General features: G+C 63.3%; 21 protein-coding genes. 11 read left to right on the forward strand and 10 right to left on the reverse strand.

Going from position 1 to position 23,571, the window contains the following annotated elements:
• The first annotated feature begins 63 nt into the window (after positions 1-63).
• Positions 64-3,273: an autotransporter outer membrane beta-barrel domain-containing protein gene (locus tag Q4610_RS10000; protein WP_304535792.1), complete on the forward strand. Its 3,210-nt coding sequence runs from the start codon at positions 64-66 to the stop codon at positions 3,271-3,273.
• A 163-nt stretch (positions 3,274-3,436) separates the two neighbouring features.
• On the opposite strand, the gene Q4610_RS10005 is transcribed toward Q4610_RS10000, so the two are convergent.
• From Q4610_RS10005 to Q4610_RS10015, 3 genes are all read right to left on the reverse strand, one after another.
• Positions 3,437-3,919, reverse strand: coding sequence for a DUF2846 domain-containing protein (locus tag Q4610_RS10005; RefSeq protein ID WP_304535793.1), 483 nt, complete (start codon positions 3,917-3,919; stop codon positions 3,437-3,439).
• Positions 3,920-3,941: 22 nt separating this feature from the next.
• Positions 3,942-4,484, reverse strand: a complete 543-nt coding sequence (locus Q4610_RS10010; RefSeq protein ID WP_304535794.1) for a hypothetical protein — start codon at positions 4,482-4,484, stop codon at positions 3,942-3,944.
• Positions 4,485-4,822: 338 nt separating this feature from the next.
• Positions 4,823-5,083 (reverse strand): hypothetical protein, encoded by a 261-nt coding sequence (locus Q4610_RS10015; RefSeq protein ID WP_304535795.1) that lies wholly within the window; start codon positions 5,081-5,083, stop codon positions 4,823-4,825.
• Positions 5,084-5,373: 290 nt separating this feature from the next.
• Here Q4610_RS10015 and Q4610_RS10020 point away from each other — a divergent pair, with 290 nt between their 5' ends.
• Positions 5,374-6,645, forward strand: a complete 1,272-nt coding sequence (locus tag Q4610_RS10020) for an ammonium transporter (RefSeq protein WP_304535874.1) — start codon at positions 5,374-5,376, stop codon at positions 6,643-6,645.
• Between the two features lie 4 nt (positions 6,646-6,649).
• The gene (locus Q4610_RS10025) at positions 6,650-7,495 is read left to right on the forward strand and encodes a glycosyltransferase (protein WP_304535875.1); all 846 of its coding nucleotides are present in this window, start codon (positions 6,650-6,652) and stop codon (positions 7,493-7,495) included.
• Here Q4610_RS10025 and Q4610_RS10030 read toward each other — a convergent pair.
• Entirely contained in the window at positions 7,492-8,823 is a 1,332-nt protein-coding gene (locus Q4610_RS10030; RefSeq protein WP_304535796.1) for an MFS transporter, read from the reverse strand. The two genes, Q4610_RS10025 and Q4610_RS10030, sit on opposite strands and share 4 nt — an antisense overlap.
• A gap of 186 nt (positions 8,824-9,009) precedes the next feature.
• Here Q4610_RS10030 and cyoA point away from each other — a divergent pair, with 186 nt between their 5' ends.
• The 7 genes from cyoA to Q4610_RS10065 are packed head-to-tail and all read left to right on the forward strand — an operon-like array spanning position 9,010 to position 15,764.
• Complete coding sequence (cyoA, locus tag Q4610_RS10035; RefSeq protein WP_304535797.1) at positions 9,010-10,125, forward strand: ubiquinol oxidase subunit II; 1,116 nt, start codon at positions 9,010-9,012, stop codon at positions 10,123-10,125.
• A 5-nt stretch (positions 10,126-10,130) separates the two neighbouring features.
• Positions 10,131-12,140 (forward strand): cytochrome o ubiquinol oxidase subunit I, encoded by a 2,010-nt coding sequence (gene cyoB / locus Q4610_RS10040; RefSeq protein ID WP_304535798.1) that lies wholly within the window; start codon positions 10,131-10,133, stop codon positions 12,138-12,140.
• Complete coding sequence (cyoC, locus tag Q4610_RS10045) at positions 12,137-12,760, forward strand: cytochrome o ubiquinol oxidase subunit III (protein ID WP_304535799.1); 624 nt, start codon at positions 12,137-12,139, stop codon at positions 12,758-12,760. The genes cyoB and cyoC overlap by 4 nt, the downstream gene beginning before the upstream one ends.
• On the forward strand, positions 12,757-13,206 hold the full coding sequence (gene cyoD, locus Q4610_RS10050) for a cytochrome o ubiquinol oxidase subunit IV (protein WP_304535800.1): 450 nt from the start codon (positions 12,757-12,759) through the stop codon (positions 13,204-13,206). Before cyoC ends, cyoD begins: the two co-directional genes overlap by 4 nt.
• Positions 13,203-13,919: an SURF1 family protein gene (locus tag Q4610_RS10055; protein WP_304535801.1), complete on the forward strand. Its 717-nt coding sequence runs from the start codon at positions 13,203-13,205 to the stop codon at positions 13,917-13,919. Before cyoD ends, Q4610_RS10055 begins: the two co-directional genes overlap by 4 nt.
• On the forward strand, positions 13,916-15,241 hold the full coding sequence (locus Q4610_RS10060; RefSeq protein WP_304535802.1) for an ATP-binding protein: 1,326 nt from the start codon (positions 13,916-13,918) through the stop codon (positions 15,239-15,241). The genes Q4610_RS10055 and Q4610_RS10060 overlap by 4 nt, the downstream gene beginning before the upstream one ends.
• Complete coding sequence (locus Q4610_RS10065; RefSeq protein WP_304535803.1) at positions 15,231-15,764, forward strand: response regulator transcription factor; 534 nt, start codon at positions 15,231-15,233, stop codon at positions 15,762-15,764. The genes Q4610_RS10060 and Q4610_RS10065 overlap by 11 nt, the downstream gene beginning before the upstream one ends.
• Here the strand turns inward: Q4610_RS10065 and Q4610_RS10070 are convergent.
• The 3 genes from Q4610_RS10070 to cysD all read right to left on the reverse strand — a co-directional run bounded on the left by Q4610_RS10070 (position 15,761) and on the right by cysD (position 19,564).
• Positions 15,761-16,525 carry a 3'(2'),5'-bisphosphate nucleotidase CysQ gene (locus tag Q4610_RS10070; protein ID WP_304535804.1) on the reverse strand — a complete coding sequence of 255 codons (765 nt, stop codon included), beginning with the start codon at positions 16,523-16,525 and terminating at the stop codon, positions 15,761-15,763. The two genes, Q4610_RS10065 and Q4610_RS10070, sit on opposite strands and share 4 nt — an antisense overlap.
• A gap of 8 nt (positions 16,526-16,533) precedes the next feature.
• Positions 16,534-18,447, reverse strand: a complete 1,914-nt coding sequence (cysN, locus tag Q4610_RS10075) for a sulfate adenylyltransferase subunit CysN (protein ID WP_304535805.1) — start codon at positions 18,445-18,447, stop codon at positions 16,534-16,536.
• 202 nt (positions 18,448-18,649) lie between these two features.
• The gene (cysD, locus tag Q4610_RS10080; RefSeq protein WP_304535806.1) at positions 18,650-19,564 is read right to left on the reverse strand and encodes a sulfate adenylyltransferase subunit CysD; all 915 of its coding nucleotides are present in this window, start codon (positions 19,562-19,564) and stop codon (positions 18,650-18,652) included.
• A gap of 108 nt (positions 19,565-19,672) precedes the next feature.
• Here cysD and Q4610_RS10085 point away from each other — a divergent pair, with 108 nt between their 5' ends.
• On the forward strand, positions 19,673-20,734 hold the full coding sequence (locus tag Q4610_RS10085) for a helix-turn-helix domain-containing protein (RefSeq protein ID WP_304535807.1): 1,062 nt from the start codon (positions 19,673-19,675) through the stop codon (positions 20,732-20,734).
• Between the two features lie 24 nt (positions 20,735-20,758).
• On the opposite strand, the gene Q4610_RS10090 is transcribed toward Q4610_RS10085, so the two are convergent.
• The 3 genes from Q4610_RS10090 to Q4610_RS10100 form a co-directional block, all read right to left on the reverse strand.
• Positions 20,759-21,172, reverse strand: a complete 414-nt coding sequence (locus tag Q4610_RS10090; protein ID WP_304535808.1) for an acyl-CoA thioesterase — start codon at positions 21,170-21,172, stop codon at positions 20,759-20,761.
• A 171-nt stretch (positions 21,173-21,343) separates the two neighbouring features.
• The gene (locus tag Q4610_RS10095; RefSeq protein WP_304535809.1) at positions 21,344-21,997 is read right to left on the reverse strand and encodes an outer membrane protein; all 654 of its coding nucleotides are present in this window, start codon (positions 21,995-21,997) and stop codon (positions 21,344-21,346) included.
• A gap of 179 nt (positions 21,998-22,176) precedes the next feature.
• Complete coding sequence (locus tag Q4610_RS10100; RefSeq protein ID WP_304535810.1) at positions 22,177-23,571, reverse strand: L-serine ammonia-lyase; 1,395 nt, start codon at positions 23,569-23,571, stop codon at positions 22,177-22,179.

Below are 23,571 nucleotides of genomic sequence, written 5' to 3' on the forward strand. Positions count from 1 at the left end.
CGATCCGGCGTCGTCCCTGAGCACACGCGCATAAAAATCAGCGCGGCACGCAGAGGAGACAACATGCGACACCTACTGGCCTGCACGGCCATCGCCCCCGTGCTCATGGCCCTGACCATGGCCGACGCTGCGGCCGAAACCACCATCGGCACCGCCACCACCACCGCCGTCAAGACATCCACCATTGCCAATGGCGCAGCAGACAATATCAGCATCAGTGCGGCCGGATCGATCAAGCTGACCAGCGGCACGGCCGTGACGGTCGACAGCAACAACAAGGTGGCCAATGCTGGCACCATCACGATCAACGATGCCGACAATGTGACCGGCATCCTGATCGCGCCCGGCACCACCGGCGCCATCACCAACAGCGGCACCATCACGCTGACGGAAGACTACAGCCCGACAGACACCGACAAGGACGGCGATATCGACGGCACCTTCGCCAAGGGGACGAACAAGAAGGCCATCTGGGTCCAGTCCGGCGCTGGCCATAGCGGCGCTATCGACCATAGCGGCACCATCTCCATCGAGGGCAATGGTTCCGCCGGCATCCGCCTGGACGGCGCGCTGACCGGCAACCTGTCGACCAGTGGCGGCACCACGGTGATCGGCGACAACAGCCATGGCGTGCTGGCCAATGCCGTCACCGGCAATGTCACGCTGCGCGGGACCACATCGGTCGTGGGCGCAAACAGCATCGGCGCGGCGCTGCTGGGGGACATTAACGGCGCGGTCAAGATCCAGGGCACGATCGCCAGCACCGGATATCGCAGCACCACCCGCCCGGCCGACGTGACGAAGCTGGATGCGGACGACCTGTTACAGGGCGGACCGGCACTGGTGATCGCAGGCAATGTGACCGGCGGCATCATTTTCGACATACCCCCGACGCTGAATGACAAAGACCCCGATGTCGACAAGGACGGCCTGACCGACAGCAGCGAAGGCACGGCCGCCATCGTCACCTATGGCAAGGCAGCCGCCGTCCAGATCGGCGCGGCGAACGCCGACACGGTCATCGGCCCGGTCGCGGCGGACAGCAGCGGCCATGGCCTGATCGTCAAGGGCGGCATAGCCGGCTATGGCGTCTATGACGGCGTGGACGCAAACGGGCTGGTCATCGGCGGCCTGGGCGGCGATGTGTCGATCGCCAAAGGGGTGCAGGTCGGCGGCACCATCGCGGCCACATCCTATGACAGCAACGCCACGGCCATGCGTCTGGGCACCGGGGCCAGCGCCGGCATGATCGACATTGGCGGCACGGTCGCCGCCAATGGCTCGACCAAGGATGGCACGTCCGCGCGCGGGCTGGTGATCGATGCGGGGGCTTCGGTCGCGTCGATCAAGGTAGGCGGCGCCGTCACCGCATCGGCAGGTAGCGCCGACAAGGGCGCCGCCATCGCGATCCTCGATGCGTCGGGGACTGTTTCCAGCCTGTCCAACAGCGGCAAGATCAGCGCGACCGGGGGCAAGGCCGGGTCGGCCATCGCGATCGACCTCAGCGCCAGTAACAGCGGCGTGACGGTGACGCAGGCGCTTGCATCGGCCACGGCGAACAGCCCCGCCATTGTCGGCGATATTCGCCTGGGATCCGGTAATGACGTGCTGGCCGTGTCGGCCGGCACTATCACGGGCAATATCGGCCTGGGCGCGGGCAATGACAGCATCACCCTGTCCGGCGCATCCAGCCTGACCGGCAATATCGGTTTTGGCACGGGCACGAACAGCCTGTCGCTTTCGGACACAGCCAAAGTCACCGGCGCGCTCGATTTCGGTGGCGGCGCAGGCACGCTGACACTGGGTGGCACGGCATCGCTGTCGGGCGCGATCAACAATAGCGGCAATGTCGCCGTGGTGCTGAACGGTGGCACGCTGAACGCCACCAACAGCGGCACCGTGGCGCTGGCGTCAATCGCCGCCGGCAGCACGTCCACATTGGGCGTGACGATCGATAGCACGGCCGGCACCCATACCCGCTATGATGTCGCGGGCGCCGCCAGCTTTGCCAGCGGATCGCAGGTGAAGGTCAACCTGACCAAGGTAGGCGGATCGGCAGGCAATTATGTCATCGTCCGCGCCGGATCGCTCAGCGGCACGCCCACGCTCGCCAATGCCGCCTTGCTGCCCTATATTTTCAAGGGCAGCATCGCCAGCGATGCCAGCGCAGGCACCGTAACCCTGTCGGTCGCGGCCAAGAGCGTGACGGAACTGGGCCTTGCCGGATCGACCGCCAGTGCCTATTCCGCCATCTTCAAGGCGCTGGACAATGACGCCGCCATCGCCAACGCCTATCTGGCGATCCGCGACGGCCAGACGCTGGGCGCCAATCTGCGCCAGATGCTGCCCGACCATGCCGGCGGCACGTTCGAGGCGGTGACGGCAGGATCGCGGGCGACCGCGCGCATCCTGTCCGACCCCAATGGCATCTATCGCACGAAGGACGGACGACTGGGCTTCTGGCTGCAACAGGTCGCGTTCGGCGGCGCCAAGAGCGTGGGCAGCACTGCATCCTACGACATCAACGGCTGGGGCGCGGGCGGCGGTGTCGAATATCTGAGCGACTTTGGCGCGTTTGGCGGTTCGATCGCCTATATCCATGGCAGCGATTCGACCGGCAGTTCCAACAATGCGGTCGATTCCGATCAATATGAACTGGCGGCGCACTGGCGCGGGCAATGGGGACCGTTGCTGGCCTATGCCCGTATTTCGGCGGCGACGATCAACTTTGACGGATCACGCCATTACGAAAATGGCGATGTCACCCGCACCGCCAGCGGCACATGGAATGGCAGGCTGTATTCGGCCACGGCCGGTGCGTCCTACCAGTTCCAGTTCGGCCGTTTCAGCCTGCGCCCGGCGGCCGGCATTGATTATTATCGCCTGAAGGAGGATGGCTATGCCGAAACCGGCGGCGGCGATGCCTTCAACCTGACCGTGCTTGGCCGCACCAGCGACGAAACCACGGCCAATGGCACGCTGACCGCCGGCTATGATTTCGGCAGCCTCACGCCGGAAGATGGCTGGCTGCGGCTGGAAATGGAAGGCGGCCGCCGCGAGATCGTCGGCGGGTCGCTTGGCAACACCATCGCCTCATTCAAGGGTGGCGACCGCTTCACCCTGACGCCGGAGGACCGCACCAGCGGATGGACCGGCCGTGCGCGCCTGTATGGCGGCACCGACACGTTCCGCGTCGGCGGCGAGTTTGGCGCGGAAGAACAGCAAAATCACGTCGCCATCTCATTTCGGGCGACGGTTAACTTCGTCCTGTGACGTCCTGAACAGGAAAGGACGGGCCAGACCCCCAGACTCCTCCCGGTCCGTCCCTTCCGATCCGGCAACATCCCTTCCCCAAGGGCGCCGGACATAAAAGAGGGGCGTCGCTGGTCCCCCCCGGCGGCGCCCCTTATTTTTGAGAGCGATAAAACTTGGCAGCTTATTGGGCCTTGACCTCGACCGGCTTCAGCTTGGCGCTCATCGCATCAAAGCCGGCCTTGTCGGATGGCGACAGGTTCGGTCGTCCCGCCATGATCCCCATCTGAATATTGCACTTGGCATAATAGGTTTCGCCTGGCTCGATCTCCAGCCGCAACGTGTCGGTTGCCTCGCTCTTGACCGAATATTCGTGGATACCCGGTTCGGCATAGACCACCGCGAATTTGCCCGGCGGCAGGCTGGTCAGTTTTTCGCCCTTTTCATGTACGGCGCAGGAGATCGCCGCGCCCATCAGGCCACCCTTGCGAAAGAATATGATCTTGCCCTTGCCAGCGGGAATATCGGACGCCGCAGGAACGGCCGCTGCCGGCTCTACGGACGCCGCCGGCGCAACGGGCACCGCCGGCGCAACAGGCGCATCCTGCGCCGCCGCAGCCGTCGCACAGCCAAGCGCCACCAGCGCCAGAATAACGTGGCTTTTCATTCTATACTCTCCTGTTGGAAATTCAGTTGCCGTTCGATGGAAGAACGAACGGAATATCGGCGACCAGCTTTGCCTGTCCCCGTGCGCCTGCGGGCACGTCCACGTCGCTGCCGGCCATGAACAGCACCACTGGCACAGCCACCATGCCGACGATGATCGCCTGATCGGTCCGGCTCTCGCCTGCCTGCGCGAAGCGGAAGCTGCGCAGCGCGATCCGCTGGCCCTGATGTTCGATAAAGCGCGCGGCGAGGATCAGTTCGCCCGCCTTGCCGGCGGCGCGGGCCCGTGCGGCGTGAATGACCTCGCCTTCGCCCAGTGCGCCTGCGGGAACGACAGTCGCGCCATTGGCACCGACCGGCACAGTCGTCCGGATACGAAAGCGGTCGCCCGGCTTGGACAGCTTCGAGTTTAGCGGATCCAGTATCTCGAAATCGACATAAGTGCCGGCCGGCACGGCGGTCGCGGCGGGTGCCGTCGTCGCTACGATCGGTCCGCTCACCGTCTGCGCGGACGCGGCACCACAAAGCACCAGAAACGCAGCAACGCAAAACTTGATGCGCAACATCTCCCCCCCTGTCCAGGCCACGAATCCCCCGACTCGCAAGACCTGAACAACGGCTTATCGCCTGATTTTACAGTCGTATAGAGGCAAGCGCTCAGCCCGCCAGCACCTTGGCCACCGCCGCCCCGATCGGGCCGCAAGCGGGGCGCGATATCGGGCGCTCATGCTCCATCGCCGCAAGCACCCCAATGCACGTCTGCGAAATCCAGCAAGCTCCCATGGCCTTCCTGTCCTGACGGCAGGACAGGAAGGCCATGTCGCCCAGTCAGGGCGCATTGCAACAGGACAAGGCGCCGACCCTCTCCGGTCGACGCCTTCATCCTCTATTACGCTACGAAAAATCAGCGCTGGGCAATCTGCACCGCAGCCTTGCGGGTGATGGTCAGGCCCGCCTGCGCCCATTGCGCCTTGGTGCGGCACTGGACCAGCGGCACCCGCGATCCAGTGATCGCTTCGCTGAAGCAATAACGGTCGGTCTTGGCGTCATGGCGGACCTTGGCGTTGCCGAACTGGCCCGTCGCCTGGGCAAAGGCGGGCGCGCTGGCGGCCGAAACGGCGACGGTGGCAATGGCGACGGCAGCGATGAAAGCGATGGTTTTCATGATAATGTCCTTCCCTGAATTATGTATCCAGGCCCGGTTGCGGGCCTTGCCTGCCACATTGCAGAGAGCGTGCCAGTTTTAAAAATGGTCGGAAAAAGAAGGGTTTGCCCGATCATTTTTGAAATTCCATGAAAAATATTCCCGTTTGTTGGTAATTTTCATCAACAGTGCGGAATTTTTCCTCATCCATTCATGGCAGGGCACCCCCTATTGCGCGCCGCGCTTGCTTATCGAAAACTTTACCAGCCGACCGCTAGACCATGTCCAATTCTGACAGCCGGGTTTCGATGATGCGCTTTTTTTCTACCCTGCCTTTCCTTGCCATGCTGGCCTTGCCCCGCCCCGCCCTGGCGCAGGTCGCGGTTGCCGATAGCGGCGATACCGGGTGGATGATCCTGTGCGCCTTGCTGGTTCTGCTGGCAGCGCTGCCGGGACTGATGCTGCGCCATGCAGGCCTGGTGAATGTGCGCAGCGCGCTGTCGGTGATGGCGCAGGGCGCAGGGGTCGCCGCAGCGGCCTGCCTGACGTGGGGAATTGTCGGCTACAGCCTGACCTATGCGCCGGGCGGCGACTGGCTGGGCGGTAGCGCCAATTTGCTGCTCGCCAATCTGGGACAGTTGCGTGACGGGCTGACCGTGCCGGAATCGGCCTTTGTCCTGTTCCAGCTTGCGCTCGCCCTCCTCGCCGCAGGGCTGCTGGTCGGCGCGGTGACGGAGAGAACGGCAATCGGCTGGTGGATCGCGTTCACCCCGCTCTGGTTGCTGATGGTCTATGTGCCGGTCGCCCATGCGGTGTGGGCCGGTGGCTGGCTGGCCGGGCTGGGCGTCATGGACTTTGCCGGCGGGCTGGTGGTGCATGGGGTTGCTGGCTTTTCCGCACTGGCGCTGGCGCTGATCGCGGGGAAACGGGCCGCGCCGTCCAACCCCGGCCATGCGCCTGTGCTGGCCATTGCCGGTGGCGCGCTGCTGTGGATCGGCCTGTCGGGCATGGTCGGCGGCTGGGCGCTGGGCGCGACGGATGACGCCGCGACCGCCATGCTCAACCATCAATTCGCTGCCTGCGCCGCCGCGCTGACATGGGCCTTGGTCGACAAGCTGCTGGGTGCGCGCAGCAGCGCCACCGGCATCGCATCGGGCGCGCTGGCGGGGATCGTCGCCATATCCGCCTCGGCCGCGCTGGTCGGGACCGGGGGCGCGATGCTGATCGGCATCATCGCCGCGCTCGTCTGTCGTCTGGCCACAGCCCTTGTCAGCCACCGGATCGATGATGGCGCGGGCGTCTTTATCATCCATGGGCTGGGCGGCGTCACCGGCACGCTGCTGTTGCCGATATTCGTGCTGCCACTGCTGGGCGGCGTGGGCTTCGAAGGCAATATCAGCCTGTCGGGAGCGCTGGTCAGCCAGTTGGTCGGCGTGGTCGTGATTGCGCTCTGGGCGATGGTCGGCAGCGCGATCGCCGCGCTGATCGTGTCGGTGGTGATCCCGATGCGGGTCAGCGCGCAGGCCGAAGCCGAAGGGCTGGACGCCACGCAGCATGGCCAGCAGGGCTGGGACTTCCGCTAAGACCATGGCGGTAACGGTCGCCATTTTCGCGCATCAGGAAGAGCAGCGGATTGCCCTCTGCCTCGCCTCGCTGCCGCTCGACCGGCCGGACACGCTGTTTCATGTGCTGGTGAACGGCACCACCGATGCGACCGTCGAGCGCGCCAGGGCGGCGGCGGGCGGACGCGCGAACGTCATCGTCCATGACATCGCGCAGGGCGGCAAGTCGCGCACCTGGAACCATTGCGTCCACGACCTGCTGACCGGCGGCGAGGACGCGGTGATCTTCATGGATGGCGACGCGGAGATTGCGTCGGGTTCGTTCGACGCGCTGCTGGCGGACCTGGCCGCGCATCCACACGCCAATGCCGCCGCCGGAATGCCGATGAATGGTCGGATGGTGGAGGCCTATCGCGAAGGGCTGCGTGCCGAAGGCGGGCTGTTCGGCGACCTCTACGCCCTGTCGGGCCGCTTCGTCGCGGCGATCCGGGCGCGCGGGCTGCGCCTGCCCGACGACCTGATCGGCGACGACGGGCTGGTCGCGGCCTGGGCGCATACCGACCTTAAGGATGACAGCCATTGGCGGCACGACCGGGTACTGGCCTGTGAGGGAGCAGGGTTCATGGCGGAACAGGTGAGCCTGGCCCGCCCCTCCACCTGGGCGATGCAATATAAGCGCCTGATCAATTATTCGGTCCGCTTCTTCCAGAACCGGATCGTGTCGGACATCATGACGCGCGAGGGGCCGTCCGGTCTGCCCGCGCGTCTCGACAGCCTCTATGCCGAATGGCTCCCCCGCTGGCATCCGCGCCCCGGCCTTACCGGATGGTTCGACCGCAAGGCGCTTGAACGGATGCGGGCCGCCGCTTAACGGTCGCGGCCCGCCAGTTCCTTGTTGACGTAGAGCGCTACCATGGTGGCGACGGCGCCGGACAGGAGATAGATGCCAGACGCGGCCAGGCCGAACTTGACCGACAGCAGCAGCGCCACCAGCGGCGCAAAGCCCGCCCCGACCAGCCAGGCCAGGTCCGACGTGAGCGCCGAACTGGTATAGCGCGCCTCGGTCGCGAAATTCGACGCGACGATCCCCGACGACTGGCCGAACGACAGACCTAGGAGCATGAAGCCCAGAATCATGAAGGCAACCTCGCCCAGTTCCCCGCCATTGAGCAGCAACGGCGCCATGACACTGAAGATCGCGATGCCCAGCGCGGACCAGCCGAGCAGCGAGCGGCGACCGATCTGGTCGGCGATGAAGCCCGACACGACGATGGCAAGCAGGCCGACCGACGCGCCGATCATCTCGATGATCAGGAAGCGTTCGAGCGGCTGGTCGGTATAGAGCGCGACCCAGCAGAGCGGAAACACCGTGACCATGTGGAACAGCGCGAAGCTGGCCAGCGGAGCGAAAGCACCGATAACGATGTTGCGCCCTTCCGCCCGGAGCGTCGGCAACACTGGCGAGGGTTGCAGGTCGCGCTGCTCGAACAGACGCTCGAACTCATGCGTCACGACAATGCGCAGGCGTGCGAACAGCGCCACGACGTTGATCGCAAAAGCGACGAAGAAGGGATAGCGCCAGCCCCAGTCGAGGAAATCGGCTTCGGTCATGTTGAGCAGGAAGAAGGCGAACAGGCCGCTTGCCACGATCAGCGCCAGGGGCGCGCCAAGCTGTGGCACCATCGCATACCAGCCGCGCTGGTGACGGGGCGCATTGAGCGACAGGAGCGAGGCAAGGCCGTCCCAGGTGCCACCGAGCGCGATCCCCTGCGCGGCGCGCAGCAGGACCAGCACGACCGCCGCATAATGGCCGATCGTCGCATAGCCGGGCATGAAGGCGATCGACGCGGTCGATCCGCCAAGCAGGAACAGCGCGACCGTCAGCTTCGTGCCGCGACCATAGCGGCGGTCGATCGCCATGAAGATCAGCGATCCGATGGGCCGCGTGATGAAGGCGACGGCAAAGATTGCGAAGGAATAGAGCGTGCCGGTCAGCGCATCCACATAGGGAAAGACCAGGTTGGGGAACACGATCACCGAAGCGATCGCATAGACGAAGAAATCGAAAAATTCGGAGGTGCGACCGATGATCACCCCGATGGAAATATCCCCCGGCGCAATCGAGTGATCACGCGCGTTGATCTTGCGCGCATCATCCTCAAGTGGCGTGGAGGTAAAGGCAATGGCCCCAGAACTCATAGACATCCGCTCCTTGGCTGGCCACCGGGGCGGTTTCCTCGTCTGCCAGTGGCCGTGGATTGGCAGCATAACAGAAAACCCGCAGAGTCTAAGCAGTATCCCACGGATCAAACATTTTTTGCGCGCGCACACAATTGGACAAAATGCCCACTGTTCGCCTCTGCCCCGACCGATTAGGCGGGCGGCATGATTACCGCTCCCTCCCCCAAACGGATCAGGCTTTTGCGCTGGTCCGCTCCGATTCTGGCGGCACCGCTGGCGGGCTGCAACTGGGTCGTCATGAACCCGTCGGGCGATATTGCAGTGCAACAGCGCGATCTGATTTTGATCTCGACCGCGCTGATGCTGCTGATCGTCATCCCCGTGATGGCGATGGTCGTCTGGTTCGCGGTCCGCTACCGCGCGACCAACGAGGCGACGCAAAAAGATTATGACCCGGACTGGGATCACAGCACCAAGCTGGAGTTGCTGATCTGGTCGGCGCCACTGCTGATCATCATCGCACTGGGGGCGCTGACCTGGGTGAGCACGCACAAGCTGGACCCCTATCGTCCACTGGACCGGATCGATGCCACGACCGCGATCGACCCGCAGGTCAAGCCGCTGACGGTGCAAGTGGTCGCGCTCGACTGGAAATGGCTGTTCATCTATCCTGAGCTGGGCATCGCGACGGTCAATGAACTGGCGCTGCCCACCAATGTCCCGGTCCGTTTCGACATTACCGCATCGACCGTGATGAACAGCTTCTATGTTCCCGAACTGGCTGGCCAGATCTATGCCATGCCCGGCATGAAAACGCAGTTGCACGCCGTCGCCAACAAGACGGCGTCCGGCGCCGGCTTTTCGGCCAACTATTCGGGCGCGGGCTTCAGCCACATGCGCTTTGGCTACAAGGCGCTGGATCAGGCCGGGTTCGACGCCTGGGTAGCCAAGGTGAAGGGCAGCAGGGTTATGCTCGACCGCAATGTCTATCTGGGCCTCGCCAGGCCGACCGAAAAGGCGCCTGTCGCCTATTTCACCACCGCCGATCCCAAGCTGTTCGACGCAGTTGTCAACCTGTGCCCCAAGCCCGGCCAGCGCTGCATGAGCGAACTGATGCATATCGACCAGATGGGTGGCGCGGGCAAGGAAGCGGCCCATGACATCAGGGGGCTGCAATATGATTTCCCCAACAGCCATGTGATCGACCAGACCGAGCGCAACGAGGGCAAGCAGACCGCTCCCGACGCGCCGGGCGCTGACAAAGCGCCGGCCGATCACTCCTCTCACAGCGGCGCTGACGCGCACGCGCAGCATCGGTAAGGCCCATGACTGGCACAATGACAACAGCACAGATGATCTTCGGTCGTCTGACATGGGACAGTTTCCCATGGCATGAGCCCATCGTCGTCGCGACATTCTGCGCGGTGGTGCTGGGCGGCGCGGCGCTGGTCGCGGCGCTGACCTATTTCAAGCTCTGGGGCTATCTCTGGAAGGAGTGGTTCACCAGCGTCGATCACAAGAAGATCGGCATCATGTACATGGTGCTGGGCCTCATCATGTTCCTGCGCGGCTTTGCCGATGCGGTCATGATGCGGTTGCAGCAGGCGATGGCCTTCAACGGGTCGGAAGGCTATCTGAACGCCCACCATTATGACCAGATATTCACCGCGCATGGCGTGATCATGATCTTCTTCGTGGCGATGCCGTTCATTACCGGGCTGATGAACTATATCGTCCCGCTCCAGATCGGCGCGCGCGATGTCAGCTTCCCCTTCCTCAACAATTTCAGCTTCTGGATGACGACCGGCGGCGCGGTGCTGGTGATGTGCTCGCTGTTCCTGGGCGAATTCGCCCAGACCGGCTGGCTCGCCTATCCGCCGCTGTCGGGGATCGATTACAGCCCGGCCACCGGGGTCGATTATTATATATGGGCGCTACAGGTGGCGGGCGTTGGCACGACATTGTCGGGCATCAACCTGATCGCGACCATCGTGAAGATGCGCGCGCCGGGCATGTCCCTGATGAAGATGCCGGTGTTCACCTGGACCTCGCTGTGCGCGAACGTCCTGATTGTCGCGTCTTTCCCGATCCTGACCGCGACGCTCGTGCTGCTGTCGCTCGACCGCTATGCCGGCACCAATTTCTTCACGAACGATTTCGGCGGCAACCCGATGATGTACGTGAACCTGATCTGGATCTGGGGCCACCCGGAAGTCTATATCCTCATCCTGCCACTGTTCGGCGTCTTTTCCGAAGTCACATCGACCTTTTCGGGCAAGCGGCTGTTCGGCTATACATCGATGGTCTATGCCACTTGCACCATCATGGTGCTGTCCTACCTGGTGTGGCTGCACCATTTCTTCACCATGGGGTCTGGCGCCAGCGTCAACAGCTTCTTCGGCATCACGACGATGATCATATCGATCCCGACGGGTGCCAAGCTGTTCAACTGGCTGTTCACCATGTATCGCGGCCGGGTCCGTTTCGAACTGCCGATGATGTGGACCGTCGCCTTCATGCTGACCTTCACGGTCGGCGGGATGACCGGCGTGCTGCTGGCGGTGCCACCCGCCGACTTCGTGCTGCACAATTCGCTGTTCCTGATCGCGCATTTCCATAACGTGATCATCGGCGGCGTGCTGTTCGGCCTGTTCGCGGCGATCAACTATTGGTGGCCAAAGGCGTTCGGCTTCAAACTGAACCAGTTCTGGGGGCATGTGTCCTTCTGGTGCTGGAACATCGGCTTCTGGCTGGCCTTCACCCCGCTCTACATCATGGGCCTGATGGGCGTGACCCGCCGGATGCGCGTGTTCGACGATCCTTCATTGCAGATATGGTTCGTCATTGCCGCGATCGGCGCCGCGATCGTCGCGGCCGGTATCGGCGCGATGCTGGTGCAGTTCGCCGTCTCCATCTGGAAGCGCGACGAGTTGAAGGTGGAAGGCGATCCCTGGGATGGCCGCACGCTGGAATGGGCGACCAGTTCGCCCCCGCCGGACTATAATTTCGCCTTCACCCCGGTCGTCTATGACGCCGATAGCTGGGCGGACATGAAGAAAAACGGCTATCAGCGTCCGCTGACCGGCTACCAGCCGATCCACATGCCCAGCCGCACGGGATCGGGCGTCATCCTGGCCGCCCTTGCCACACTCTGCGGCTTTGCGCTGATCTGGTATATGTGGTGGCTCGCCGGCCTCAGCTTCCTGGGGATTGTCGGCTTCGCCATCTTCCACAGCTTCAACTACAAACGCGACTTCTACATCCCCGCGGATGTCGTCACGCGCACCGAGGAAGCGCGTACCCGCATCCTCGCGGCGGGAGGCCCCATGGCATGAGCAGCACAACCGCACCACTGGAAACGCGGACCTACCATCTGCCGGAGGAACCGCACCTCCATGAAGGGCACAGCACCATGCTGGGCTTCTGGATGTACCTGATGAGCGACTGCCTCATCTTCGCCATCCTGTTCGCCACCTATGCCGTGCTCGGCGGTAATTTCGCCGGCGGGCCGGGGCCAAAGGATCTGTTCGACCTGAACCTCATCGCGCTCAACACCGCGATGCTGCTCTTTTCGTCGATCACCTATGGCTTTGCCATGCTGGCGATGGAAAAGAACCGGGTCAGCGCCACCCAGGGCTGGCTGTTCGTCACCCTGCTGTTCGGCGGCGCATTCCTGTGCATCGAACTGTATGAATTCGCGCATCTGATCCATGAGGGCGCCGGTCCATGGCGCAGCGCCTTCCTGTCGGCTTTCTTCACGCTGGTCGGCACCCACGGGCTGCACGTCACCTTCGGGTCGATCTGGCTGGTCACGCTGATGGTGCAGGTCGCGAAAAAGGGCCTGATCCCCGCCAACAAACGCCGCCTGATGTGCCTCAGCCTGTTCTGGCACTTCCTCGACGTCATCTGGATCGGTGTCTTTACCTTTGTCTATCTGATGGGAGTCCTGCGGTGAGCGACGCTGTCCATTCTCACGGCCATCATGAGGAACATCATGACGAAGGCGCGCATGGCAGCTTCGGCAGCTATATGATCGGCTTTGGCCTGTCGGTGATCCTGACGGCCATCCCTTTCTGGCTGGTGATGTCGGGCGTGCTGGGCAATGCCCAACTGACCGCCTTCATCATCATGGCCTTCGCCGCCGTGCAGGTCGTGGTCCACATGATCTACTTCCTGCACATGAACACCCGCGTCGAAGGCGGCTGGTCGTTCATGGCGATGGGGCTGACCATCGTGCTGGTCGTCATCACCCTGTCGGGATCGATGTGGGTCATGTATCATCTCAACAACAATATGATGCCCCACGCAGCCATGGAGATGCACGGCGAAATGAGCGGTGGCGACGACATGGGCGCAATGCACGACATGAATGCCATGGCGAATATGAGCGAAATGCCGTGACAATCCACGAAACCGGGGGGCGCTCCAAACGCTCCCCGGCCTTCTTGACCGGCCTGGCGCTGATCGCCTTTCTTCTCTTCTCCGCTTTTTGTGCGCTCGGCGCCTGGCAGATCCATCGCCTCGCCTGGAAGCGCGACCTGATCGCCCGTGTCGATGCCCGCATCCACGCCGCGCCCGTCCCGGCCCCGCTTCGCGCCACGCAGGAGGACGAATATCGCCGCGTCACGCTGACCGGCCGCTTCCTCCATGACAAGTCGGCGCTGGTGCAGGCCGTCACCGTGCGCGGCCCCGGTTTCTGGGTACTGACCCCGCTCGTCAGCGACAAGGCGATCACCCTCATCAATCGCGGCTTCGTGCCGCCCGGCCGCAAGACCCGCTACGACCGGCCCCAGGACGAGGTGCGCGTCACCGGCCTGTTGCGGCTCACGGAACCGGGTGGCGGCTTCCTGCGCAACAATGATCCGGCAGGCGACCGCTGGTATTCACGGGACGTGGCCGTGATCGCGCAGGCGCGCGGCCTGACCGGCGTGAGGGCGGACTATTTCGTCGATGCGCAGGCCGGCCCCGCCGCCTACCCCGTCGGCGGCCTGACCATCATCGCCTTCCCCAACAATCACCTGCAATATGCCATCACCTGGTTCATACTGGCGGCCATGACTGTAGGCGCCTATAGTCTGGTCATGCGCCAGACTTGGAAAGATTGCGGGGAATGACCCTTCCCGTCGCCAGGCGCATCCGCTGGCTGCCCAGCCAGTGGCCGGCCGACGCCGCCGGGCGACGCAATATGGCGCTGCTGGTGCAATTGCGCTGGATCGCGATTGCGGGACAGCTTGTGACGATCCTGATTGTCCATCATGGCATGGACATTCATTTGCCGCTGACATCGATGCTGGTGGTCCCCTGCATCGCGGCTCTGATGAATATCGGCAGCCTGATGGTGCTGCGCCGTCGCGCCGACATCACCCATGCGGAACTGTTCCTGGCGCTGCTGTTCGACGTGCTGGCGCTGACGACGCAATTATATCTGAGCGGCGGGGCGACCAATCCCTTCCTCTCGCTCTATCTGGTGCAGGTAGCGCTGGGCGCGGTGCTGCTGCATCGCTGGAGCGTCTGGGGCATCGTCGCCGCATCATCGCTGTGCGCGGCCATGTTGAGCTTCGCCTATCGGCCGCTGGATCTGAGCGACCGGCTGGAAGGGCATCTGTTCGACCTGCACATCATCGGCACCTGGATCTGCCTGGTCATGATCGCGGTGCTGGTGGTGCTGTTCATGACGCAGATGACGCGCAACCTGCAACAGCGCGATTCCTACCTCGCCCGGCTGCGACAACAGGCGGTGGAGGAAGAGCATATCGTGCGCATGGGCCTGCTGGCATCAGGCGCGGCGCATGAGTTGGGCACCCCCCTGGCCCAGTTGGCCGTCGTGCTGGGCGACTGGCGGCATATGCCGCAGATCCGGCAAGACCCGGCACTGGTCGAGGAGGTCGAAGAGATGGAAGCGGCGGTCAGGCGCTGCAAATCGATCCTGACCGGCATCCTCATGTCGGCGGGCGAGGCACGCGGAGAAGCGCCCCAGGCAACAGACGTGCGCAGCTTCATCGAAAGCATCGCCCGCGACTGGCGGGCCGCCGTTCCGGGTATGCCGCTGCGCAGCGACTTTGGGCCGCACGACTATCCGCGCATCGTCGCTGATCCTGTCATCCGTCAGGCCGTCACCAACCTGCTGGACAATGCGCGCGAAGCCGGCGCAACCTATGTCAACATGATGGTCAGTCGCGACAGCCAGTGGCTGCATATCGCGGTACGCGACAATGGCCGGGGCTTCAGCCCGGAGATGCTGGCCGATTTCGGCAAGCCCTATCGGTCGAGCAAGGGCCGGCAGGGTGGCGGGCTGGGGCTGTTCCTGGTGGTCAATGTCGTGCGCAAGCTGGGCGGACGGGTCGACGCCAGCAATGGCGCGGACGGCGGCGCGATGGTGCTGCTGCGCCTGCCCTTTGCGACCCTGGCGCTGGATGAGGACAGGCATGATGACTGAAAGACAGCTTCTGATCGTCGAGGATGACGAGGCGTTCGCGCGGACGCTAAAACGGTCGTTCGAACGACGCGGCTATGACGTTCTGCTGGCTGACAGTCTGGAGCGCGTGACTGCCCTGCTGACCACCAACCGGCCCGGCTTTGCGGTCGTGGATTTGAAGCTTGGACCGCAATCGGGCCTCGCCTGCGTGGCGGCGCTCCACGCCCATGATCCGGCGATGCTGATCGTCGTGCTGACCGGCTTTGCCAGCATCGCCACGGCGGTGGAGGCGATCAAGCTGGGCGCGACCAACTATCTGGCCAAACCGTCGAACACCGACGACATCGAGGCCGCCTTTGCCCGGTCGGGCGGCAACCCCGCGACGCCGCTGGCGCCCCGCCCGACATCGATCAAGACGCTGGAATGGGAACATATCCACGAAGTGCTGAAAGACAGCGACTTCAACATATCGGAAGCGGCCCGCCGGCTGGGGATGCACCGGCGGACGCTGGCAAGAAAGCTGGACAAACGCCAGGTGCGTTAGACCATCTCGCGTTGCACCTGCGCGACCAGTTCCAGGACGCGGGCGGCATGCTCCTTGCGACAGATGAGGAGGTCGGGCAGATAGACGTCGCTCTGATTGTAGATCAGGGGGCTGCCGTCTATGCGCGAACAATGGAGATCATGCGCCGCCGCAACCGCAACCGGCGCCATGGAATCCCATTCATATTGGCCGCCGCTGTGCAGATAGATATCGGCCTGGCCCAGGATGACCGCCATCGCCTTGGCACCGGCGGAGCCCATCGGCACCAGTTCCGCGCCCAGTCGCTCCGCGACCGCGACCGCTTCCTTGGCGGGCCGGGTACGCGACACGACCATGCGCAGCGTTTCAGGCGCAGGCGGCACGGCGACCGGCCGGTCAGAGCGCAGCACCGTGCCCTGGCCACCATCTTCGCCGTTCAGTCCCGGCAGGGCGACTGCGCCAATCACGGCCACGCCGTCAATCGCCAGGCCGACATGCACCGCCCAGTCGGAACGCGCTTCCCCATATTCGCGCGTGCCATCGACCGGATCGACGATCCACACCCGGCTTTTGGCCAGCCGATCCGGGTTGTCCTTTTCCTCTTCGGAAAGCAGCCCGTCCTCCGGCCGCACCTCGCGCAGCGCGTGGACAAGGAACTGGTTGGCGGTCTGATCACCCGCCTTGCCCAGCGCCTTGGGGCTGAACAGGCCCGATCCACGCACGTCCAGCAGGAGACGGCCTGCAACCTCAGCCAGATGGGCGGCGAGTTCCGTATCGGTCATCGGCGCGCTCATGGGATCAACCGCGCGATGATCAGGTCGGCCGCTTCTTCGGCTGTCAGCGCCGTCGTGTCGATATGGATTTCGGGATCTTCGGGCGCTTCATAAGGGCTGTCGATGCCAGTGAAATTCTTGAGGTCGCCAGCCCGCGCCTTCTTGTAGAGTCCCTTGACATCGCGCGCCTCGGCATCCGCCAGCGGCGTGTCGATATGCACCTCGATGAACTCACCGGGTTGCATCATCTGACGCACCATGTCGCGTTCCGAACGGAAGGGCGAGATGAAGGCGGTGATGACGATAAGCCCCGCATCGGTCATCAGCTTCGCCACTTCGCCCACGCGACGGATATTTTCCACCCGGTCGGCATCGGTGAAGCCCAGATCCTTGTTCAGGCCATGGCGCACATTGTCGCCATCGAGCAGGAAGGTGTGACGGTTCATCCGCACCAGCTTCTTTTCGACCAGATTGGCGATGGTCGATTTGCCAGCCCCCGACAGGCCGGTGAGCCAGAGAACCGCAGGCTTCTGATTCTTAAGATTGGCATGGGAATCGCGGCTGACATCGGTTGCCTGCCAATGGACATTCTGCGCCCGGCGCAGGCTGAAGTTCAGCATCCCCGCCGCCACGGTGGCGTTGGTGATCTTGTCGACCAGAATGAACCCGCCCAGGGTCCGATTGTCGGCATAGGGTTCAAACACGATCTGCCTGTCCGTCGACAGATTGGCGACGCCGATCGCGTTCAGATCCAGCGTCTTGGCCGCCAGATGCTCCATCGTGTTGACATTGACCTGATATTTGGGCTGCTGCACCGTGGCGCTCACGGTCTGGGTGCCCAGTTTCAGCCAATAGGGACGACCCGGCAGCATCGCTTCATCGGCCATCCAGACGATCGTCGCTTCAAACTGGTCGGCGGCCTGCGGCGGATTGTCCGCCAGCGCGATGACATCGCCGCGCGAACAATCGACTTCATCGGCAAAGCAGAGCGTGACCGACTGGCCGGCGACCGCTTCTTCCAGATCCCCGTCCAGCGTGACGATGCGCGTGACACTGCTGGTCTTGCCCGAAGGCAGAACGCGCACGGCATCGCCCGGCTTCACCGATCCGGTGGCGATCAGACCGGAAAAACCGCGGAAGTCCAGGTTGGGACGGTTGACCCACTGGACCGGCATACGGAACGGCTTGTCCGCATCCGTCGCGCTGTTGACCTCGACCGTCTCCAGATGCGCGATCAGCGCCGGGCCCTTGTACCAGGGGGTGTTGGCCGACGGGCCGGTGATATTGTCGCCCTTGAAACCGGAAATCGGGATCGGGGTGAATGCGGTGATGCCGATCGAACGGGCGAACTCGCTATAATCCTTGAGAATGCCGTCATAAACAGCCTGATCATAATCAACCAGGTCCATCTTGTTGATGGCCAGCACGATGTTGCGGATGCCGATCAGATGGGCAAGATAGGAATGACGGCGGGTCTGCGTCAGCACGCCCTTGCGCGCATCGATCAGGATGACGGCCAGGTCGGCGGTCGAGGCGCCCGTCACCATGTTGCGGGTATATTGTTCATGGCCGGGCGTGTCGGCGACGATGAACTTGCGCTTTTCCGTGGCGAAGAAGCGATAGGCGACATCGATGGTGATGCCCTGTTCACGTTCGGCGGCCAGGCCGTCGACCAGCAGGGCGAAATCGATTTCCTGTCCCTGGGTGCCGACCTTCTTGCTGTCCGCCTGAAGCGCTTCGAGCTGGTCCTCGAAAATCATCTTGCTGTCATAGAGCAGCCGCCCGATCAGCGTCGACTTGCCATCGTCCACCGACCCGCAGGTGATGAAACGCAACATCGTCTTGTGCTCATGCACCTTGAGATACTGGTCGATATCCTCCGCGATCAGCGCGTCGGTCTTGTAAATGGGGTCTGCGATGGTGTCGGTCATATCATGATCCTTCCCTGCGGGCAGGCTTTATGGGTTCACGCGGCGGGTGGAGACGCGGACATGTCGCGCTCGCGGTACAGCCGCCCTTTGCAATCGATGGTCGCAGCGATCAGAGCCGGTGCGACGACAGGACGATCCTTTGCCTGGCACGATCCTTCTGCGTCTGCGCGTTGCCGCGCAAAAAGCAGAGGCGCGCGCCGCATCAGAAATATCCTTCCTGCTTCTTCTTCTCCATGCCGGCGCCACCGGCATCCTTGTCGATCGCGCGGCCCTGCCGCTCCGACGTGGTCGTGAGCAGCGTTTCCTGGATCACTTCCGGCAACGTTTTGGCCGTGCTCTCGACCGCGCCGGTCAGCGGGTAGCAGCCCAGCGTGCGGAAGCGGATCGAGCGCATCACCGGCGTCTCGCCATCCCGCAGCGGGAAGCGGTCGTCATCGACCATCAGCAACATGCCATCGCGTTCCACCGTCGGACGATGATCGGCGAAATAGAGCGGCACGATCGGCACATCGTTCAGATGGATATACTGCCAGATGTCCAGTTCGGTCCAGTTGCTGATCGGGAACACGCGGATGCTTTCGCCCTTGTTCTTGCGGGCATTGTACAGGTTCCACAATTCCGGGCGCTGATTCTTGGGATCCCAGCCATGGCTGGCGGTACGGAATGAAAAGATGCGTTCCTTCGCACGGCTCTTTTCCTCGTCACGCCGCGCGCCGCCAAAGGCCGCGTCGAAACCGTAAAGGTTGAGGGCCTGCTTCAGACCTTCCGTTTTCCACATGTCGGTATGGAGCGCGCCATGGTCGAACGGGTTGATCCCCCGCTCCTGCGCTTCGGGATTCTGATAGACCAGCAATTCCATGCCGCTTTCCTGCGCCATCCGGTCGCGCAGCTTGTACATTTCCTGAAATTTCCAGGTCGTGTCGACATGCAGCAGCGGGAAGGGCGGCGGCGAGGGATAGAAGGCCTTGCGCGCAAGATGCAGCATCACGGCGCTGTCCTTGCCCACCGAATAGAGCATCACCGGCTTTTCGGCCTCGGCAACGACCTCCCGCAGGATGTGGATTGCCTCGGATTCCAACCGCTGAAGATGCGTGAGTGTCTGTTTGTCGATCGCCACTGGCCATCCTCCCTTGTCATATAGTGCACACTCCATAATTTACATGACTTCAGGCTTCTCCCCCCATATGGGGGTGAAATGCAATTAACCAGCGCCGATGAAACAGATTTGCTTCTTCCCCTATATGCCGGGCAGCATGACCGCGGCCATTGGCGTAATTTTCTTACGCGGCTGCTGCGCCGCACCGACGCCTATCATGCCGCGCTGATGCTGGCGCCGGGCGGCCCCTCATCAAGTCCGCCCCATATCCTGTTCGCAGGCAAGGATTTGCGGGAGACAGCCGCAACGCTGGCAATGGACAACCCCTATGACCGTCATACCCTGCCCTATGAAGCCCTGCGACCGGGCCGAACATATCATATGGCCGAACTCGTGGCGGTCGATCCCCAGCTTCATGCGACCGAGGAACGGTTCAACCGCGCTCTGGGCATTGTCGACGAGCGCATCATTAGGGTGCGGGAAACGGGCGGCGCCAGCGCGTGGCTGATGCTGGCAAGCAACCATTCCAGCTTTTCGGCGACGGACGGCGCCTTGCTGACAGCATTGGCGCCCCACATCACCGTGGCCCTGCACAATGTCGTGCAGGCCGAACGGGAACAGTTGCGATCCGCAGTCGCCGCCGGGGGACTGGTGCGGGCGGGCGTGGGCTGGATGGCGATTGCCCGCGACATGCGCGTGATCGACATCGATCCCGCTTTCGCCCACATATTACGGACCACGCCTGGGTTCGGTCATCTGGTCGGAGAACGGCTGCAACCGGAATCGCAGAAGGCCCGCCACATCGTGGCGCAGGCCTTGAGCCAGGATGCCGAACCGCGCACGGCGGTTCTGGTCCAGGAACCACGACTGGAAGCACTGCTGGTCCCCATGAATCCGCCTGTCGGCACTGCTATTGCTTCACCCGCGCTGCTGCTTTTCTGCCGGATGCCACACCCGGCGGAAAGGGACAGGCGGCCGTTGCTGGCCAATCTGTTCGGCCTGTCGCCACGCGAAGCGGAATTGTGCCTGTTGATCAGTGAGGGACAGACGATCGGCGAGGCGGCCGCCGCCATGCACCTGACCGAGGAAACGGCACGCGGCTATTCCAAGCATATCTATGCGAAAATGAATGTCCGGGGCCAGGCCGAACTGGTCCGCGCCGTTTTCCAGAGCAGCGCCATACTCGGTTGAAAGCAACCGCCTCTCCAGCAGATGTCAGGCCGGATCGCCATCGCTCGCAAAGAAATGCTGGATCACTTCACGCGCCAGCCGCGCCGGACGCAGGGTTGTGGCGTCAATGCAGCACCAGCTTGATTTCACTTCGGCCAGCACGTCCTCGCCCCGGCGAATCACCGTTTCGTAAAAAGCGCGGGCGCCCTGCACCTTTTCCAGCAACACGGTGGCGATCACCTCATCGTTCAGGAAGGTGGGCTTGCGATAGGTGATCTCATGCTTGAGCGCGACCCAGAGATGCTCCGCGACCGCTTCGGCCGGGGCGAGCGCGCGCCAATGGTCCAGAACGGCATTCTGCACCCATTTCAGATAACTGGCATTGTTGACATGCCCCATGAAGTCGATGTCGTCCGGGTCGATACCGACCGAATAGGAATGGGGAATCGCGTTACTCACAATAATGTCAGTAGCAGATGGGCAGCGGCACAGATAGGGGAGATCGTCCCGTTGACGCAAAAAAGGGGCCGGTCGGATGACCAGCCCCTTTTCATCTGGACTTGTGCTGTTCACCGGACAGCGGCGCTCCGCAGAGGCAGGAGCCTGGCCCGGCTGTCCGAACAGATGATATCAGAAGCGCCAGCCGACGCTCGCCACCACCTGATGCCGGTCGGTGTCGATGTCGAACTCCCTGCTGGTCGCGCCGTCCATGAAGTCGATATGGGCGCTGTCATATTTGGAGTAGCGATATTCGACCTTGGCGAAAGTATTGGTGTTGATCGCGCGTTCCACACCCGCGCCGATGCGCCAGCCATCCAGCTTGAAATCGGTATCGGTTTCCTGGTTGGTGTCGCCGGCCAGCACGTCCAGCTTGGTGTTGGTGTAGCCGCCCTTCACATAGACCAGCGTGGCGGGGTTGGCGAGGATACCGGCGCGCGCGCCGATATAAAGGTCGCGGCCCTGCTTCACACGACCGAAGCCGAACTGGTCGGAAAAGTCGCGGCGGCTGCTCTTTGCGGTGGAATCGGTATATTCGCCTTCGACGCCCAGGACCGCGCTGCCGACATTGATGTCATAGCCAGCGCCCACGCCATAGAGCAGGCCGTCGATCTTCTGGTCGTCCCGGCCATTGTCATTGTCCACGTCGCTGCCGGCGCCGGTGCGATCATAGCCAAGGATCGCTTCAACACGGGGGCCGGTGAAGGTAGGGTTGACATCCTGCGCGAAGGCGGGGGTTGCGAAGGGGACGCCAGCGAGAAGCGTTGCGACCATCAACTTACGCATAAAAGATACTCCGTTTCATTCTCTGCCCCTTTCGAACGGGGTGAGACGCACAAGCCCCGCCGCGCCGGTTGGTTTCATGAACGGAAGATAAACGCTTGATTATGTTGCAAGAATGACACGTTATCGGATCGGCTCGTCGCTTTACTGTTCAGATCGGGGGATGAACGGAGGGAACCCGATCAACATTCCACGACATTGACGGCCAGGCCGCCAAGCGACGTTTCCTTGTACCGGCTGGCCATGTCCTCGCCGGTCTGGCGCATGGTTTCGATCACCGCGTCCAGGCTGACAATATGCCGGCCATCGCCCTGAAGCGCGAGATAGGCGGCGTTGATCGCCTTGACCGCGCCCATCGTGTTGCGTTCGATGCAGGGAATTTGCACCAGGCCCCCGATGGGATCGCAGGTAAGGCCCAGATTATGTTCCATGCCGATTTCAGCGGCATTTTCGACCTGCCCGTTGGTGCCGCCCAGCACGGCGGCCAGCCCCGCCGCCGCCATCGAGCAGGCGACGCCGACCTCCCCCTGGCACCCCATTTCGGCGGCGGAAATGGAGGCGCGCTTCTTGTAGAGGAAGCCGATCGCCGCCGCCGTCAACAGGAATCGACGCTCCCCGTCCCGGTCCGCGCCCGGCACGAAGCGGCGATAATAATGGAGCACCGCCGGGATCACGCCGGCCGCGCCATTGGTGGGGGCGGTGACGACACGGCCACCGGCCGCATTTTCCTCATTCACCGCCAGCGCGAACAGGCTGACCCATTCGAAAATCTGCGCCGGTCCCAGCGCGTCCTGTTGCAGGCGCAGGCGCTGGTGGATGGCGCGGGCGCGACGACGCACCTTGAGGCCGCCGGGCAGCAGCCCTTCCTGTTCCAGCCCCCGGTCGATCGAGGCGCTCATCGCGTCGATCACGCTGTCGAGGAAGGCGCCCGTCTCGCCCTGCGCGCGCCACGCGCCTTCGTTGCGCAGCACCAGGGTCGCGATCGACAGACCGTTCGCTTCCCCCTGCGCCAGCATCTCCGCGCCGGAAGAGAAAGGATAGGGCTGGACGACATTATGGCCGAGCGGAGAGACATCGTCGGTCAACGTCACGCCGGGCAGCACCGCGCCGCCGCCGATCGAAAAATAATCGCGCACCAGCGGTTCCGTATGCCCCGCCAGCCAGGCGGTGAAGCGCATCCCGTTGCTGTGCGCCTCCAGAAAATCGCCCATGCGAAAGAGGAGGTCGCGCGCTTCCTCGAACGCCACCCACTGATCGACCGTACTGCCCGCACGGATGCGGCCATCGGTACGGATCGCGGCGAGGATGGCGCCAATCGCGTCTGGATCGACGCTTTCCGGGCGATAGCCGGACAGGCCGAGGAGGATGGCGCTGTCGGTCGCATGGCCCCGGCCGGTCAACGCCAGCGACCCGAACAATTCGCACTGCACCCTTTGCGGCCGGGCGGGCAGCGAGTCCATGAACATCAGCGCGGCGCGCATCGGCCCTACCGTATGCGAACTGGACGGGCCTATGCCGATGGTGAACAGATCCGTCACGCTGATCGCGGTGGCAGCGTCGATGCGGCTCCTGGCCAT

The organism is Sphingobium cyanobacteriorum (assembly GCF_030580935.1).
Taxonomy (GTDB): Bacteria; Pseudomonadota; Alphaproteobacteria; order Sphingomonadales; family Sphingomonadaceae; genus Sphingobium; species Sphingobium cyanobacteriorum.

Coding starts and splice junctions, on each gene's coding strand:
- Q4610_RS10020 (WP_304535874.1), top strand. CDS start 5,374: ATGCGCTTTTTTTCTACCCTGCCTTTCCTTGCCATGCTGGCCTTGCCC.
- Q4610_RS10030 (WP_304535796.1), bottom strand. CDS start 8,823: ATGAGTTCTGGGGCCATTGCCTTTACCTCCACGCCACTTGAGGATGAT.
- cyoA (WP_304535797.1), top strand. CDS start 9,010: ATGATTACCGCTCCCTCCCCCAAACGGATCAGGCTTTTGCGCTGGTCC.
- cyoB (WP_304535798.1), top strand. CDS start 10,131: ATGACTGGCACAATGACAACAGCACAGATGATCTTCGGTCGTCTGACA.
- Q4610_RS10100 (WP_304535810.1), bottom strand. CDS start 23,571: ATGGCCAGGAGCCGCATCGACGCTGCCACCGCGATCAGCGTGACGGAT.
- Q4610_RS10070 (WP_304535804.1), bottom strand. CDS start 16,525: ATGACCGATACGGAACTCGCCGCCCATCTGGCTGAGGTTGCAGGCCGT.
- Q4610_RS10000 (WP_304535792.1), top strand. CDS start 64: ATGCGACACCTACTGGCCTGCACGGCCATCGCCCCCGTGCTCATGGCC.
- Q4610_RS10005 (WP_304535793.1), bottom strand. CDS start 3,919: ATGAAAAGCCACGTTATTCTGGCGCTGGTGGCGCTTGGCTGTGCGACG.
- Q4610_RS10060 (WP_304535802.1), top strand. CDS start 13,916: ATGACCCTTCCCGTCGCCAGGCGCATCCGCTGGCTGCCCAGCCAGTGG.
- cyoC (WP_304535799.1), top strand. CDS start 12,137: ATGAGCAGCACAACCGCACCACTGGAAACGCGGACCTACCATCTGCCG.
- Q4610_RS10095 (WP_304535809.1), bottom strand. CDS start 21,997: ATGCGTAAGTTGATGGTCGCAACGCTTCTCGCTGGCGTCCCCTTCGCA.
- Q4610_RS10065 (WP_304535803.1), top strand. CDS start 15,231: ATGATGACTGAAAGACAGCTTCTGATCGTCGAGGATGACGAGGCGTTC.
- Q4610_RS10015 (WP_304535795.1), bottom strand. CDS start 5,083: ATGAAAACCATCGCTTTCATCGCTGCCGTCGCCATTGCCACCGTCGCC.
- Q4610_RS10010 (WP_304535794.1), bottom strand. CDS start 4,484: ATGTTGCGCATCAAGTTTTGCGTTGCTGCGTTTCTGGTGCTTTGTGGT.
- Q4610_RS10025 (WP_304535875.1), top strand. CDS start 6,650: ATGGCGGTAACGGTCGCCATTTTCGCGCATCAGGAAGAGCAGCGGATT.
- cysN (WP_304535805.1), bottom strand. CDS start 18,447: ATGACCGACACCATCGCAGACCCCATTTACAAGACCGACGCGCTGATC.